Source organism: Kandleria sp. (assembly GCF_017934775.1).
GTDB classification, from domain to species: Bacteria; Bacillota_I; Bacilli_A; order Erysipelotrichales; family Coprobacillaceae; genus Kandleria; species Kandleria vitulina.
On sequence record NZ_JAGBIX010000077.1, the window covers coordinates 1 to 15,510 of the forward strand.

12 protein-coding genes are annotated in these 15,510 nt (G+C 32.2%); 5 read left to right on the plus strand and 7 right to left on the minus strand.

The window, feature by feature from the left end:
• Positions 1-163: 163 nt before the first annotated feature.
• Complete coding sequence (locus J6L95_RS08275; protein ID WP_287458790.1) at positions 164-1,414, plus strand: ATP-binding protein; 1,251 nt, start codon at positions 164-166, stop codon at positions 1,412-1,414.
• Between the two features lie 156 nt (positions 1,415-1,570).
• Here the strand turns inward: J6L95_RS08275 and J6L95_RS08280 are convergent, their stop codons facing one another.
• The 3 genes from J6L95_RS08280 to J6L95_RS08290 all read right to left on the minus strand — a co-directional run bounded on the left by J6L95_RS08280 (position 1,571) and on the right by J6L95_RS08290 (position 3,934).
• Positions 1,571-1,975: a hypothetical protein gene (locus J6L95_RS08280; RefSeq protein WP_287458791.1), complete on the minus strand. Its 405-nt coding sequence runs from the start codon at positions 1,973-1,975 to the stop codon at positions 1,571-1,573.
• 208 nt (positions 1,976-2,183) lie between these two features.
• On the minus strand, positions 2,184-2,960 hold the full coding sequence (locus tag J6L95_RS08285) for an Mrp/NBP35 family ATP-binding protein (protein ID WP_029072638.1): 777 nt from the start codon (positions 2,958-2,960) through the stop codon (positions 2,184-2,186).
• Positions 2,961-2,971: 11 nt separating this feature from the next.
• The gene (locus J6L95_RS08290) at positions 2,972-3,934 is read right to left on the minus strand and encodes a serine O-acetyltransferase (protein WP_029072639.1); all 963 of its coding nucleotides are present in this window, start codon (positions 3,932-3,934) and stop codon (positions 2,972-2,974) included.
• A 181-nt stretch (positions 3,935-4,115) separates the two neighbouring features.
• Here J6L95_RS08290 and J6L95_RS08295 point away from each other — a divergent pair, with 181 nt between their 5' ends.
• Positions 4,116-4,856: a DeoR/GlpR family DNA-binding transcription regulator gene (locus J6L95_RS08295; RefSeq protein WP_287458792.1), complete on the plus strand. Its 741-nt coding sequence runs from the start codon at positions 4,116-4,118 to the stop codon at positions 4,854-4,856.
• A 19-nt stretch (positions 4,857-4,875) separates the two neighbouring features.
• On the opposite strand, the gene J6L95_RS08300 is transcribed toward J6L95_RS08295, so the two are convergent.
• On the minus strand, positions 4,876-5,334 hold the full coding sequence (locus J6L95_RS08300; protein WP_287458793.1) for a DUF2798 domain-containing protein: 459 nt from the start codon (positions 5,332-5,334) through the stop codon (positions 4,876-4,878).
• A gap of 115 nt (positions 5,335-5,449) precedes the next feature.
• Positions 5,450-6,334 (minus strand): glycyl-radical enzyme activating protein, encoded by an 885-nt coding sequence (locus tag J6L95_RS08305; protein ID WP_287458794.1) that lies wholly within the window; start codon positions 6,332-6,334, stop codon positions 5,450-5,452.
• Positions 6,335-6,462: 128 nt separating this feature from the next.
• Here J6L95_RS08305 and J6L95_RS08310 point away from each other — a divergent pair, with 128 nt between their 5' ends.
• The 3 genes from J6L95_RS08310 (at position 6,463) to J6L95_RS08320 (ending at position 12,495) form a co-directional block, all read left to right on the plus strand.
• Positions 6,463-8,856, plus strand: a complete 2,394-nt coding sequence (locus J6L95_RS08310) for a glycyl radical protein (RefSeq protein ID WP_287458795.1) — start codon at positions 6,463-6,465, stop codon at positions 8,854-8,856.
• Between the two features lie 10 nt (positions 8,857-8,866).
• The gene (locus tag J6L95_RS08315) at positions 8,867-9,544 is read left to right on the plus strand and encodes a fructose-6-phosphate aldolase (protein ID WP_287458796.1); all 678 of its coding nucleotides are present in this window, start codon (positions 8,867-8,869) and stop codon (positions 9,542-9,544) included.
• Positions 9,545-9,744: 200 nt separating this feature from the next.
• A complete protein-coding gene (locus J6L95_RS08320; protein ID WP_287458797.1) occupies positions 9,745-12,495 on the plus strand; it encodes a DNA-directed RNA polymerase subunit alpha C-terminal domain-containing protein in 2,751 nt (916 codons plus the stop codon).
• A gap of 152 nt (positions 12,496-12,647) precedes the next feature.
• Here J6L95_RS08320 and J6L95_RS08325 read toward each other — a convergent pair whose 3' ends face one another.
• Together J6L95_RS08325 and J6L95_RS08330 are read right to left on the minus strand one after the other, a co-directional pair.
• Complete coding sequence (locus tag J6L95_RS08325) at positions 12,648-13,868, minus strand: restriction endonuclease (RefSeq protein ID WP_287458798.1); 1,221 nt, start codon at positions 13,866-13,868, stop codon at positions 12,648-12,650.
• Between the two features lie 112 nt (positions 13,869-13,980).
• Entirely contained in the window at positions 13,981-15,465 is a 1,485-nt protein-coding gene (locus tag J6L95_RS08330; protein ID WP_287458799.1) for a Sau3AI family type II restriction endonuclease, read from the minus strand.
• Positions 15,466-15,510: the final 45 nt, after the last annotated feature.

Sequence of the window (15,510 nt, forward strand, 5' to 3'; positions counted from 1 at the left end):
ACACAGGAGGTTTCATCTTTTTTAGTTAAATACGAAAAAAGATGATTACTAAGATATACTCAGTAATCATTTTACTGTTTATATAGATAAAATTGAGGGTAGTGTATTAGTGCTATGTGCTATAGATTTTTGACACTACCCTAAAGAGCAGGAGGTTATTTTTATGAAAGAAACAAAAACATTAGAATACAAATCTGAAGTGACAAATTCATTTTTAAAGACAGTTAGTGCCTTCTCAAATTTTGGAACTGGTAAAATTCAATTTGGAATTGCGGATAATGGAGATGTTCTTGGAATAAATAATCCTGAACAAAAATGCTTGGATATTGAAAATAAAATCAACGATTCTATTTCCCCTAAGCCGGATTATTCGCTTTCCATTAATAGAAAGAATAATGTAATAACCTTAGAAGTAAATGAGGGAAGATATAAGCCTTATTTTTATAAAGGGAAGGCATATCGTAGAAGTGATACTTCATCTGTTGCGGTTGATCAGATTGAATTAAAACGCCTCACACTTGAAGGTAACAACTTGTACTTTGAATCATTATTTAATGATGATGAGATGTCATTTACCGTGCTTGAGAAAAGTCTTATTGAAAAGCTTGGAATTACAAAAGTAAACAATGATACTCTTAGAACTTTAGGACTTTATACGAAAGATGGACGTCTAAATAATGCCGCTTCTTTATTATCTGATAAAAATAGTTTTCCTGGAATTGATATTGCACGTTTTGGTAGTTCTATTGATAATATATTGGATAGAGAAACCTTCAGCAATGTTTCTATTATTACACAGTATAATAACGCCGTAGTTATGTATCGCAGATACTATCAGTATGAGCAAATAAAGGGATCTGATAGAGTTTTAAATGAAATGATTCCAGAAAAAGCTTTTAGAGAGGCTGTTGCGAATGCTTTAGTTCATAGAACATGGGATGTAGATTCTAATATTCGAATTTCAATGTTTGATGATAGGATAGAGGTGTCATCTCCAGGTGGATTACCAACTGGAATAAGTGAAGATGAATATTTACATGGTAATATTTCAACATTAAGAAATCCAATATTAGGACACATATTCTTCAGACTACATTATATTGAGATGTTTGGTACTGGAATTAAACGAATTATAGACGCTTATAAAGATTCCCCAATTAAACCAAGCTTTGAAATAAGGGATAATTCTATAACAGTTATCCTACCTGTTTTATCAGCAACTGGTACAATTACATCTGATGGAAATAGATTATTAGATTTGCTTAAAGGTGAATTGCGTTATAGTAGTAGTGAAATAGCCGATAAGCTGGATTGGAGTAAAGCGAAGACGATAAAAATCTTGAATGGCTTAATGGATATAGGATATATCGTGAAACACGGAAGAGGAAGAGGAACGAAGTATTCCAAAAAGTAAGATGCATTATAATATTTAAAGATGAAACGTAAATGAAACGAAAAAATTTACGTTTCATTTACGTTGATTCAATTAATAATAAAGAAAAACGAAACATTTTTTGGATTGGTTTATCAACTCATAAAGTGTTTCGTTATTTTTTTAGTAAGGAGGATTTTATCCAGTTGTATAATGAGTAATAAGCCATTTGCCATCTACTTTTTCTACTAATATATCAATCTGCCATAAATCACTTGGATGGATAGAACTTTTTGGTGTGGTTTCTACCATAAGTTTAACTGAGATGTATTCCTTCTTTTCATAGGTATGTGTCGCAATTTTCTTTTCTACGATAAGATTGGCAGTTGGAATAGCTTCAACGGTTTGAGTAAATCCTTCTTTCATTTCTTTTGTACAATACTTGTACATTTCCTTATAGTTTTTCTTGCTGTAAGCATTAAAGAATGACTCAATGACTTTATATTTTTCTTGAAGTATTTCTTCTTTAGATTGTGTTTTACTGCAGCCAATTAGAATAAATGCTAATGAGATTAACAACGTGTTTCTTAGTATTTTTTTCATGTTCACTCCTTTTCATAACTGTTTTAAAATGATTATGTATTATGTCATTCTCAATTGGTTATGAGAAGTAATGCATATATAAGAGGTTTTATTGACATTTTTATTGTAATATATTGTTTTATAAATATAAATTAAATAATAGTTTTTCAAAAAATAGTCATTAAACTACATAAAAAAAGAAAGCATTGTTGCTTTCTTTTTTATGATATTAATCAATCTGTAAAATTGAAGAAAGTATTTCGTCCATGTTTATGGACATGAGTTCTGCTTTTCCCTTGTCTATATATTGAGCATTTTTGGAATCAAGAGGAAGAGAGATGTGATGGTCAATGTGGTATTGTTTACAGATTTCTTCTAGATGAGATTGACCAAAAATATAATGTTTCTTATGACAATCAGGACAGATGAAATAGCTCATATTCTCAACGATGCCAAGAATTGGAATATCCATGTTTTCAGCCATCTTCACTGCCTTCTCTACAATCATGGTTACTAGATCCTGCGGTGAAGTCACCACGACGATTCCATCGACGGGCAGTGACTGAAAGATTGTAAGAGGGACATCGCCGGTGCCGGGAGGCATGTCGATAAACATATAGTCGACGTCTTCCCAGTAGACGTCAGTCCAGAATTGTGTCACCATATCCGCAATGAGTGAACCACGCCATAGGACAGGGTCACTTGGGTTTTCTACTAGTAGATTAAGTGACATTACCTGGATACCGGTTTTTGTACGAGTTGGGTGTATTCCTTTATCTGTCTTATAAGTCTGATTGTTAAGTCCAAAAGATGCGGGAATTGATGGCCCGGTGATATCTGCGTCGAGGATCGCGCAGCGATAGCCTGCTCTTTGCATGGCTACTGCAAGTGAAGTCGTGACAAAGGATTTGCCCACCCCTCCTTTTCCACTCATAACCGCAATGACTTTTTTGACTTTTGAATGTGGATTTAATTCTTTGATAAACTGTTTTCTAAATGCATCCATGAATAACCATCCTAAATGACATAGAACCAAGTGTCTTCATTATCATCAAAGCTTGTTTTCTCAATCTTATCTTCACCTGGCATTTTCTGAAGTTTCTGGTTCTGTACTGAAATACGTGAACCAGGGGCAACTGATGAAGTAATGAAGGCGTTAGAACCAATAACAGAACCTTCACCAATAACAGTTTCTCCACCAAGAACTGAAGCACCTGCATAGATTGTTACATTATCTTCAATAGTAGGATGTCTCTTCACTCCGTGAAGAAGCTGACCTTTTCTAGTAGATAACGCTCCTAATGTAACACCCTGATAGACTTTAACATGATCACCGATAATTGTTGTTGAACCAACAACAATACCAGTAGCATGATCAATAAAGAAATACTTGCCGATAGTAGCTCCAGGGTGAAGATCCACACCAGTCATAGAATGAGCGTATTCAGTCATCATACGAGGAATAAGAGGTACATCCAATAAGAATAGCTCATGAGCAATTCTATTGATTGTAGTAGCTAATAACCCCGGATAACATAATACGATTTCATCAATACTGTTAGCTGCTGGATCACCTTCAAAAGCAGCCTCTAAATCACTATTAAGATACTCTCTGATCTTAGGAATCTTAGTAAAGAACTTCTTAGTAATAAGATAAGCTTCCTTGTCAGTAGTTTCCTCTCTTGTACAATCACAATACTCATCTCTATTATGTAAAGCGATGGATACCTGTTTTTGTAGATTGTACATAATATCTTCAATAAGAACAGAAAGATTATTTCTAACATTGTAGAACTTATAAACTTTATCTCTATGATAACCAGGATAAAATACTCTAAGTAGCTTATTGATTATATCCTTGATTGCCTGCTGATCAGGCTGGTGGAAGACACACATGGAATCAATGGGTCTTTCTTTGTTGTAATCATCAATGATAGGATCAATGATGGAATCAATTTCATGCTGTTCAAAATTTTCCATAGACTAACCTTCTTTTCATAATATATTTGTAAATATTATATCATATCAACCTTTAAAATAAGAGAAATATGATATAGAAGATAAGTCACTTGTGATAGAATATAAAAAACATTTCATTTGAAAGAGAAATGTTGTGATAATCAATAACGTATGATACGATTTCAAAGAAAGAGGGATTAACATGAATGAAAGACAGAATAAGATACTAGAACTACTTCTCAAAGAAGGTAAAGTAGAAGTCGTACAGCTTTCTCATATGCTAGGAGTATCACAGGTAACAATAAGAAAAGATCTAAATAATCTAGAAGAAAAAGGAATCATCAAAAGAGAACATGGTTATGCCATAATCAAAAACGACGATAACATGAATATGAGATTAGCCTACCATTATGAACGAAAAAGAAAAATAGCCTTAAAGGCTATTGAAGATGTAAAAGATGGAGAAACAGTCATGGTAGAATCAGGATCATGCTGTGCATTGGTGGTAGAAGCTTTATCTCAGTATAGAAAAGATATTACAGTAATTACTAATTCATCTTTTATTTGTGATTATGTTCAAGGAGATATAACCTTCATACTCCTTGGAGGACTTTATCAGAAAGAATCACAGGTTAATGTAGGACCATTAACAATAGAAAATGCGAAAACATTCTTTGTAGACCACTACTTCATTGGAACCGATGGTTTTACAAAAGAAGCAGGCTTTACAGGAAAGAACTATATGCGCTGTGAGAGTGTAAAGGCAATAAGTAATCAGGCTAAGAAAGTCATCATTGTTACTGAATCAGAGAAGTTCTCTAGACAGGAAGCTATTTCCCTTATTCCTTTATCAAAGGTATACGCAGTAGTAACAGATCAGAATATTCCTGAAGAAGATGAAATGTATCTACTAGAACATAATATAAAAGTAAACAAGTCATGACTCACGTCATGACTTGTTTTTATTCTTTGATGATAAGACCAAATAATCTTCTTACAATAGGACCAGCAAAGCATAGCTGTAAGAAGAAGGCCATTGGGAAGTTTAATACTGTAGTCTGCATCCATACAGGAATGATTTCACTACCAGCATTCTTAAATAATAATGTAGCTACAAAGCTCATCAATGGACACATGAATAAAATAGAAATACAAGAAATACCAAGAACAATGAAGAATGGGTTATCTCTTTCAGGGTTAATGATAGAGAATGTTTTCTTCTTGGCAATCTTACCTACAATAAAGAAATCCAAGATAAAAGCAATAGGACCCATAATAGCTAATTCTTTAAGTGATGCTAAGAATGTCCAGTTATGAGCTCCTCCTGTTTCTAATGAGATGTTATAAAAGATCATGAAATAAACCATCACTAATACCATCATGATAGTAAAGATGATTTCTTCTTTTAAATTTTTTGGCATACATTTTCTCCTTCAATAATGTCATTTGTGTTGTTCCGATCAAAGATCTTGTTTCCAATGTTTACCAAAATGCTTTTCTTTTATAACATAAAAATTGAATTCATGTAAGTAAAAATTAGAAAAAACAGTGAATATCTTGAGAAATAAAGATATCCTGATAATCTGTTAGCTCTTCTTTATGTAATGGTGGAATATTTTTATAGGCATAATGTCTTTTTAAAAGAGAATACTTCTTTTCTCCCATCTGATGAAATGGTAATAGCTGAACTTCTTTAATATCTAGTTCATTAAAGAGATGAGAGAAGCCATAGGCATCATCTAATGTATCATTAAAAAAAGGAATCACAGGAATTCTAACAAGTAGAGGAATTCCTTTTTCTTTAGCCCATTTGAGATTACGAATAATAACACTGTTGCCTACACCAGTTCCTTCTTTATGTTTATTAGAATCATAGTGTTTTACGTCAAATAGAAGAAGATCAAATAGGGGAGCTAGCTCATGAAAGTCTATATCATTAATAAAGCCAGTGGTCTCTATAGCAACATGAAGATGATGTTTATGTAATTCATTGACAAGCTGTTTTACAAATGAAGACTGGAATAATCCCTCCCCACCCGATATGGTTACCCCACCGTTGCTTTCTAGATAGAAGTCTTTATCTTGAAGACAAAGAGAAACAATTTCATCAATAGATTTCTTTTCACCAGTACGAGTTAAGGCTTTATTGGGACAGACTTCTACACAATGTAGACAGGAAGTACATTTTGATTCATCAATATGTAACCCTTCATCAATAGCATGATGAGGACATTCATGTACACATTGAAGACAATGTGTACATCTTTCTTCATTATGAAGAATCTGAATAGATGAAGATTGAGATTCAGGATTAGCACACCATTTACATCTTAAAGGACAGCCTTTAAAAAAGACGGTAGTACGAATACCTGGACCATCATGAATACTGAATTTCTGTATATTGAATATTGTTCCATTCATAAGTATGCTCCTTTCTATTAAACTATAACATACTTTCAAATGAAATAAAATATAGAATAATAATTGACTTAAAAGTGAATTATGTTATATTTTAATTAAAGATATGTTTCATTTGAAAGGAGAATATCATGAAAGCACATTTTGGTACACTAAGTGATAGAATGCAGCATTTCAGAAATGAAGTGCTAAATGAATTACCTTATATTGATAGTCAACGTGCAATGCTCGTTACTGAAGTCTATAAAAACAATAGACATCAGCCACCAGTGATGAAGAGAGCATTAATGCTTAAACATATTCTAGAAAATATGGATATCTACATTGAAGATGATACCCTCATTGTCGGTAATCAAGCTACAAAGAACTGTAATGCACCTATTTTTCCAGAATATACAATGGGATTTGTCATTGATGAATTAGATCTCTTTGAAAAAAGAGATGGTGATGTCTTCTATATTACAGAAGATACTAAGAAGGATCTTCTTTCTATTAAAGATTTCTGGGATCATAACAACTTACGTGCAAGAGGGGAAGCTTTACTACCTGAAGAAGTAAGTGTATTTATGGAAACAGGATTCTTTGGCATGGAAGGAAAGCTCAATGCGGGTGATGCGCATTTAGCTGTCAATTATAAGAGAGTACTTAGTGAAGGATTGATTGGCTATGAGAATAGAGTGAGATCTTTAAATAACGCATTAGATCTTACTGATCCAGATAGTATTGATAAACGTGTTTTCTACAATGCCGTATTGATTGTCATTGAAGCAGTAAAAACATTTGCTAATCGTTATAGTGTTCTTGCAAGAACACTAGCTGAAAGTGCTAATGAGAAGAGAAAGAAGGAACTATTAGAGATTTCTAGAATATGTGAGAAGGTTCCTTATCATAAGGCTGAATCTTTTAAGGAAGCTATTCAGTCTGTCTGGTTTATTCAGCTTATTCTTCAGATTGAATCTAATGGACATTCTTTATCTTATGGTCGTTTTGATCAGTATATGTATCCTTACTTTATTAATGATAATATGAGTAGAGAAGAAGTTCTTGAGTATCTTAATAATCTATGGATTAAGACATTAACAATAAACAAAGTCAGAAGTCAGTCTCATACTTATTCAAGTGCAGGATCACCAATGTATCAGAATGTAACGATTGGTGGTCAGACACCTGAAGGTCAGGACGCAGTCAATGAACTATCATTCATTGTACTGCAGTCTGTCGCACAGACTCGTCTGACTCAGCCTAATCTTACAGTTAGGTATCACAAGAATATCAATCATGACTTCTTCGATGAATGTATTGAAGTAATGAAGCTTGGCTTTGGTATGCCAGCATTGAATAATGATGAAATCATTATTCCTTCCTTTATTGAGAAGGGGGTCAAGAAAGAAGATGCCTATGATTATAGTGCTATTGGCTGTGTGGAGACAGCGGTCCCAGGTAAGTGGGGTTACCGCTGTACGGGTATGAGTTATATGAATTTTCCACGTATTCTTTTGTGTGCTATGAATAACGGAGTTGATTTAACGACAGGAAAGAGATTTACAAAGGGATATGGCTACTTTAAGGATATGACATCCTATGAAGAATTAATGAAAGCTTGGGATGGATGTGTAAGAGAGTTAACTAGATATAGTGTAATCGTAGAAAATGCGATTGACAAAGCCTCTGAGAGAGATGTACCTGATATCCTCTGTTCTGCTTTGACTGAGGATTGTATCGGTAGAGGAAAGACAATCAAAGAAGGCGGAGCCATCTATGATTTCATTTCTGGCTTGCAGGTTGGTATTGCCAACATGGCCAATAGTCTTGCGGCGATCAAGACTTTGGTGTTCGATAAAAAACGTATAACACCAACACAGTTATGGGATGCAATATTGGATGATTTCTCTTCTGAAGAGAATAAGAAGATACAGGATATGTTAATTAATGAAGCACCTAAATATGGCAATGATAATGATGAAGTAGATATGCTTGTCGTAGAAGCTTATGATTCTTATCTAGATGAAATGAAGAAATATCCTAATACAAGATATAATCGAGGTCCAATAGGTGGAATAAGATATGGTGGAACATCAAGTATATCTGCCAATGTAGGACAGGGAATGGGCACAATGGCTACTCCTGATGGAAGACATGCACATGATCCATTAGCTGAAGGATGCTCTCCTGCACATAACACAGATAAACAAGGACCAACTGCAGTCTTTAAGTCGGTATCTAAGTTGAAGACTAATGAAATCACAGGCGGTGTCCTTCTGAACCAGAAGATGACACCGACCATGTTAAGTACAGAAGAGAATAAGAAAAAACTAGAACTGTTAATAAGAACATACTTCAATCGTCTATATGGGTATCATGTGCAGTATAATATAGTCTCGAAAGAGACGCTTATAGATGCCCAAAGACATCCAGAAAAGCACAAGGACCTTATTGTAAGAGTAGCTGGATACAGCGCCTTCTTTAATGTTTTATCAAAAGCTACTCAAGATGATATCATTAATAGAACAGAACAAAGTCTATAGGAGAATAAACATGGAATTTTTATTAGATACAGTTAATTTAGAAGAAATAAAAAAAGGAATAGAGTATATGCCAATAGTTGGCATTACCTCTAATCCTTCTATCGTAAAAAAATCAGCACCAGAAGATTTCTTTGATCATATGAGAAAAGTAAGAGATATCATTGGAAAAGAAAGAACACTTCATGTACAAGTAACTGCTACTAAAGCAGAAGATATGATCGAAGAAGCAGAAAGAATCTGTAAAGAAATAGACGAAGACGTCTATATCAAAGTCCCTACAAGTCTAGAAGGCATCAAGGCAATGAAAATACTTAAACAAAAAGGATTCCATATCACTGCCACTGCCATCTATACAACAATGCAGGCCTATATGGCATTAGAAGCAGGAGCAGAGTATCTTGCACCTTACTGCAATCGTATTGCGAACTTAGGTGGAGACTACAGAGAATTAATAGAAAACGTAGCATTCAAGATCAATACTGAAGGATATCAGTGCAAGATACTTGCAGCTTCGTTCCATGCATTATCTCAGGTAGAAGATGCACTCAATGCTGGTACACAGAGTGTTACAGTGCCTTATAGTATATTAGAAACTATCTTTAAGAATCCTAATATCGATAAAGCTGTAACTGATTTTAACAATGATTGGTTTAGTGTTTATGACGAAGATATTCTCAATCTAAAATAGTTTGATATTTCCGAGGAAATTTAATGCCGTGAATTTACATTCACGGCATTTTAAGTATTTATTTGGTAAAGTTTATTAAGATTAACGGTATGGATGATAAAAAATCTCAATATATTCTTTATACCTATCTAAACATATCTATGATAAAATTTTTCTATAATAATTTCGATAGAAGAAACAATATAAAGGGGTGGGGAATAATGAATAATGATTGGCTTGATAAACTTGGTTTTTCTACCAGAACCAGAAACGCATTAAAGAATGCTGATGTAAGAGATATGAACAAGTTATTATCTTTAACAGAATCAGATTTAATTTCTATAAATAATTTAGGAAAAAAGAGCATAAAAGAAGTATTGATGTTTCAAAAGAAATATAGAATATATGGAGATGCGGTCTTTTCAAAGAGTTTAATGGATACAGTTAATGACCTTACATTGATTCAAGTTGCTAGAGCAGATATTAGCAATTTTGAATTAAATTCTATTGTGTATAAATCAAAAAAAGGTGATTATAAAAAAGACTTAGGTCTTCATGAAATAGATTTTTCAGTTAGAACAACAAATTCATTGACAAAACATGGTTATAATTCAATAAAACAAGTAGCTTCTTTAAATTATGATGATTTCAGAAAAATAAAGGGATTAGGAAAAAAATCGATTGGTGAAGTTGTACAATATTTAAAAGAATCCACAAAGTATTTAGAAAAAAGTAATCGTTTTATTGATGAAATATTCACATATATTTGTAGAAATGTATTGAATCAGGATACAAAATGGCATGATCATTTAAAAAGAACAATTAGTATCCTATTACTTAATAATGTTGAATCCATAAAAGAAATACTTAAGAGTTATGCTTGTGTCTATTTAGACAGATTGATAAGAGATAATCAATTTGTAAAGCTTATCTGGTTTTCTGACGAATTTATGTTTGCATATGAAAAATATATTTTTTCTTGTGTTTCAGAACAGAAATTACAAGACAATAAGGAAAAAAATGACTTCTTCAAACAAATTGGTCTGTATAAAGAAATAATAGATAAATTGTTACGTGATAAAAAGATTGAACAGAAAGATGGAGAATACAGAGTTCAATATCCATCGATTGGTCAATGGATTTTCTCGATTGAGAATGAAAAATATAAACAGATTATTAAAATGAAGTTAGATGGGAAAACATTACAGGAATGCGGGGACGAATTTGGTATCTCGCGTGAAAGAGTTCGTCAAATCATAGCCAAATTAATTAAGGGAAAGCCTAGGGTGGAAGAAGATTATTATAGAATTTGGTTTGAAAAATATGATATCAGTAAAGAAGAGTTCGCCTATATTTTTAATGAAAAAGACAGGACATATAATTATCTAAAAATGGCATACAAACATGGAGTGCTATCAATAAATGAAATGATTGATGATTGTAATTTGAATCGTGAGTTATATCGTTCTGTAAAAAAATATCTATATAAGGATAGTATTTTAATTGATGACGAGTATGTTGTTTGTAAACGAGATGTATTATGTAAAAAAGTGGCGGAACTTTATTGTAGTGAGCATGATATGTCATATAATGAGCTTTACGATATTTATGTAAACTTCTTACAAAGTAGAGGATTAAATGAAAATAAAAAACTACTGTTTCCAAATGAAAGATCATTTATCTCAAGGCTAGAGAAGAGTAGATATATAATAGTTAAGAATCATAAAAGATGTAGATTTTATTTAATGGATGAGATGGATGTTGTTGATTTTGTAAATAGATTACATCTTGAACAATTTAATAATATAGAAATATCATCGTTAAAATTGTTTGTTGAAAATAAAACATTGATGGAAGAATACGGTATTAATGATGAGTATGAATTGCATAATCTATTAAAGAAAACACAGCCAAGATGGAATAAACATAAAAGTTATGATGTGAAGTTCACGAGAATGCCATTTGTTTCATTTGGCGAGGTTGATAGAAAGAAACAAGTATTAGATTTATTGAATCAATTGTCACCGTTAAGTGCTGATGAATTATGTGAGAATTATCAATTAAAGTATGGTGTATTAAAGAAAACTGTAATTGCCAATTTCTTACAGTATGCGGTGGAATATAACCATAATGGTATTTATATAATAGATCAGACTGTTCCAAATTTGAATCAGGAAGAAATGATTTATTTGAAAGAGAAAATGAATAAATGCTTTTATTTTTTGGAAGATGTAAGAAAAATATATCGTGATAAGTTTGGTGATAAATATCTAAGTAGGATAAATTCGTTAACACTAAGAAAATTGGGGTTTAGAGTCTATACTAACTATATCGTTAGCAATTCCTATCAAAATGCACAGGATTATTTTACAAAATGCTTGTTAGCTAAAGATACCTTTGATTTTTCAAAAATAGAGAATAGATTAAAAAATGTTTCAAATTTTATGACCGTGTTAGATGACTTGAAACATAAGTTTGTTTTGCTAGAGTTTGAGGATGCGAAGTTTATTAAGTTATCTAGAATACAAGAGGTTTATCCAGATATTTCTGAAAAGACATTCTTAGAATACACTAATGAAGTAATTGATTATTCTAAAAACGAAAAGTATTTTACTATAAAGAAATTGATTGATAATGGTTTTAATCATCGGTTACATAATATAGGTCTTGATGAATGGTTTGTTTCTTCAATTGTTAAAAATTCTAAAAAGATACGCTTTATAAGAATAGGTGGAAATATTCTTTTTTATCAGGGAAATATGCAATATAGTACAGTTGATTTTATTAGGTTTTTGATGAAAAAATTAAAAAAGATTAATATCTATAGTTTTATAGACTATTTGAGTGATGAGTATGGGATTAAATTACGAAAAGAAAAATTAGTTGATTTAATCAATTATACTGAAATGTATTATGATTCGATAATGGAAAAGTTATATTATTCGAAGGATTATTATTACGATGAGTTCTAGTTATATTTGATGTGTATCAATATACTAATCTCGAGAGTTTGTGGATTGATTTTTATAGTATCTAGAATTAAAAAAACTAGAGCAAGAGATGATTTTATCATCTTTGCTCTAGTTTTATAATAGACAAATAATTCTTGTTGAATAGGTTTATGTTAATAGAATTGATTATCTCTGTAAGTGGTGTTGTCTATGCTATTTAACCAGCTTTTAATATTGTCGGTTGAAATAGAATTTCTTCTTAAAATATATGCAATATCGGAAGCCGTGATTATTAGAATTGGGTGTCCATCTTCGACGACTTCTTTATATGCTTGTTCATGAACATAACTTGTTGTAATAAGTATTCCAAACTGTCGATATCTAATTCTAGAAATGAGTCTAGACATATGCTTCACACCAACGCTTGATTTTTCGTTATAGCATTTTGCTTCTAAGGCACAATCAATTTTGAGTGGAAAATTTGCCTTGTTTCCTGTGCTGATATTATAGTATCCTATTGCATCTCTTCCACCATCTCGCCAAGGTCTAGTGAGAGAGAAGCTTTCAAAATTTGAATCCATCATTGATACAAGTCTCGTAGCACAAACTTCAAAACCAGTTGGGTTATCTTTGTAATGATTCAATATTTCATTTATACATAATTTTCCTTGCTCATCACATTGTAATTGTTCATATTTGCTTGGAATTTTACGTATTTTTGGTGCTTTTAATGCAACAATGCCATCTCTTCCTTCAGATACGAATTTTTTCCATGCGTTAGGAGCTTTATCTAGACTGTTTTCATAGTCTTCACATAAAGCAAGCAACCACTCATAACTGATAGGCTCATCTTTAGTATCTAAAATTGTAAAATATGATTCATAATTTTGAAATCTATTGTTACCAATAGTTCGCCAAAATGCAACTAAATCCTTATCTGGGGATATGTTTGGATTACCTGGAGCTGCTAATCCTAAAAATTGAACATCTCGACCTTCACTTGCTTTTTTAAAAACAAAGAAAGGTGGGATATCTTGTAAATCTTTTTTTGAATTCAATGTTGCAAAAACTTGTTCTAGTAGCCTATTTCCTCCTTGCTTTGTGGCAGTGAGTAGTCTACCTGGTTTTCGGTTGTCACCATAATATCTAAAAATGCCAGTTTCTTCATCTAAGTAATCAGGCCATTCTAGTTCATTCATTGATGTGTAAAGAACGCAATATGAAAACTTAGACTTGTCGTCTTTTCTCTTCTTTTTTCTAAAGCCTCCCTGAATGCCAAGCCTTGGAAACAATTTTGATAATGGATCATCTCCCGCATTTCCGTAATTACCACCCTTATATACAGTGTCAACTGTTAAGTTTGATCCTTTTAGATTTTCAAATTTAACTTCCATAAAGTATGTCTCCTTTAATGTATGATGTTAAAAATTGAGGTTAACAATGTGTGAGAAAATATAGTGTTTTTATTGAATAGAATAATAAGTGGAATGATATAAAAGTAAATCATTATTCATCATTTAAATTATCGTTGATGATTTTAACAATAAAATCATTGTTTATCCAAAAACACTGTTTAGTGATAACGTCACCGTTTGGTAACTCGTCACCATCTCTTGACATGGATCCATTTCCGTATTGAACACCATTGATAATATGGAAAGCACGAGCTGAATGTGGTCGAATATGAACAATCATATTGTCAGATTTGTTGATTAAATTATTTGTTATTTTGGTTGATCCTGTAGAAGTGGGGAATATATTGAATTGGATTCCTTCAATTGCTTTTTTCTTAGTATCTTCCCAAACTTCTTTGACCTCGTTGTCTAGTATTTTTTCTGGCATTGACCAAAGAAATGCTTTTCGGAAAGTATATTCATGATTTGAATCGTCAACTTCATCAAAAACGCAGAACAAATATTTTTCATTTGCAAATTGTTCTCGTATATCAGACTCATACCATTCTTGTTGGATGAGCTCAGAAAACTTAAAACAAGGGAAAGACATGCTTTCTCTGATTGTTCCATTCTTATTTCGACGAATTGTTTTTATTTTAATGTTTGCTTTCTTGAATTCGTCTAAATCTTCTGCGTTATCTACTGTGTTTTTTAGTATTCTTGATATATATGTACGCAAATATGATTTGCTTGATCTGTTGATTTTGTCGTGATGTAATGTATCAATCTCTGATAAAGTTTTTCCGTGATATGGTTTAAGTCTGTTTTCAATAATTTCTTTGATAGTATGATTAGATAATTCATCGAGATTGGTAATAAGTGACTGTTCAGTAATGGCAGAATTGTTAAAAATACCTGATCTTAATAGCTGAGTCATATAGGATGTCTTAAGTGAAAAGGCACGTTTCTTTGCTTTTTTGTCACTGAAGGCTTGAGTGGTAAGTGATTTTAATGCTGTTGAACCTTTTGTACAAGCACCTAAATAGAAGGTGTCACCCTCAGAAATATCTTCTGCATGACCAGTTTTAATTTTGTTTATTATAGTGTTGTAGTCATTTTCGATGATGATTCTATCTTTTTGAGGAAGCTGCTCAAACAAGTAAAGATAGATCTTTGAGATGCAGTATTCAGATTTAGGTACGTTAAAATCGTGATTGTAGAATAGCATCAGTATTTTGTTGAGTTTGTGCATGCAGTTACTTTCTCTAAAAGGAACTTTATAGTCTTCCATGTAATCAATCATGGTCAGAACAAGACGTTCTTTTGCACTGATTTGTTTTTTCTTTGTGTATTTATAAGGAGTAACCTTAAGTTCAAGTCCCAAGTGAGGAAAGTCTGGTCGTTGATCAGAGTTGATGTGATAGCCAAATATTCCTTCCTCTACAATGTTACCGATATTTCCTTTACTTTTGGTGAGTAGTCTATTGTGCTTATCAAACTTTTTAAATGGGACATTTAAAGCTTGTTTTGCTTTCTCGATAACATCTTCAATGGATTTATATTCTTGCATGGAATTTGAATTGTTTTCAGGTTTCATTCAAACAGCACCTCCTTCTGTAATTTTATTATTAATCAATTATTT

Bases quoted from the DNA above. Each gene is read 5' to 3' on its own strand.
- J6L95_RS08310 (WP_287458795.1), top strand. From the start codon at position 6,463: ATGAAAGCACATTTTGGTACACTAAGTGATAGAATGCAGCATTTCAGA.
- J6L95_RS08330 (WP_287458799.1), bottom strand. From the start codon at position 15,465: ATGAAACCTGAAAACAATTCAAATTCCATGCAAGAATATAAATCCATT.
- J6L95_RS08280 (WP_287458791.1), bottom strand. From the start codon at position 1,975: ATGAAAAAAATACTAAGAAACACGTTGTTAATCTCATTAGCATTTATT.
- J6L95_RS08320 (WP_287458797.1), top strand. From the start codon at position 9,745: ATGAATAATGATTGGCTTGATAAACTTGGTTTTTCTACCAGAACCAGA.
- J6L95_RS08295 (WP_287458792.1), top strand. From the start codon at position 4,116: ATGAATGAAAGACAGAATAAGATACTAGAACTACTTCTCAAAGAAGGT.
- J6L95_RS08315 (WP_287458796.1), top strand. From the start codon at position 8,867: ATGGAATTTTTATTAGATACAGTTAATTTAGAAGAAATAAAAAAAGGA.
- J6L95_RS08305 (WP_287458794.1), bottom strand. From the start codon at position 6,334: ATGAATGGAACAATATTCAATATACAGAAATTCAGTATTCATGATGGT.
- J6L95_RS08285 (WP_029072638.1), bottom strand. From the start codon at position 2,960: ATGGATGCATTTAGAAAACAGTTTATCAAAGAATTAAATCCACATTCA.
- J6L95_RS08325 (WP_287458798.1), bottom strand. From the start codon at position 13,868: ATGGAAGTTAAATTTGAAAATCTAAAAGGATCAAACTTAACAGTTGAC.
- J6L95_RS08290 (WP_029072639.1), bottom strand. From the start codon at position 3,934: ATGGAAAATTTTGAACAGCATGAAATTGATTCCATCATTGATCCTATC.
- J6L95_RS08275 (WP_287458790.1), top strand. From the start codon at position 164: ATGAAAGAAACAAAAACATTAGAATACAAATCTGAAGTGACAAATTCA.
- J6L95_RS08300 (WP_287458793.1), bottom strand. From the start codon at position 5,334: ATGCCAAAAAATTTAAAAGAAGAAATCATCTTTACTATCATGATGGTA.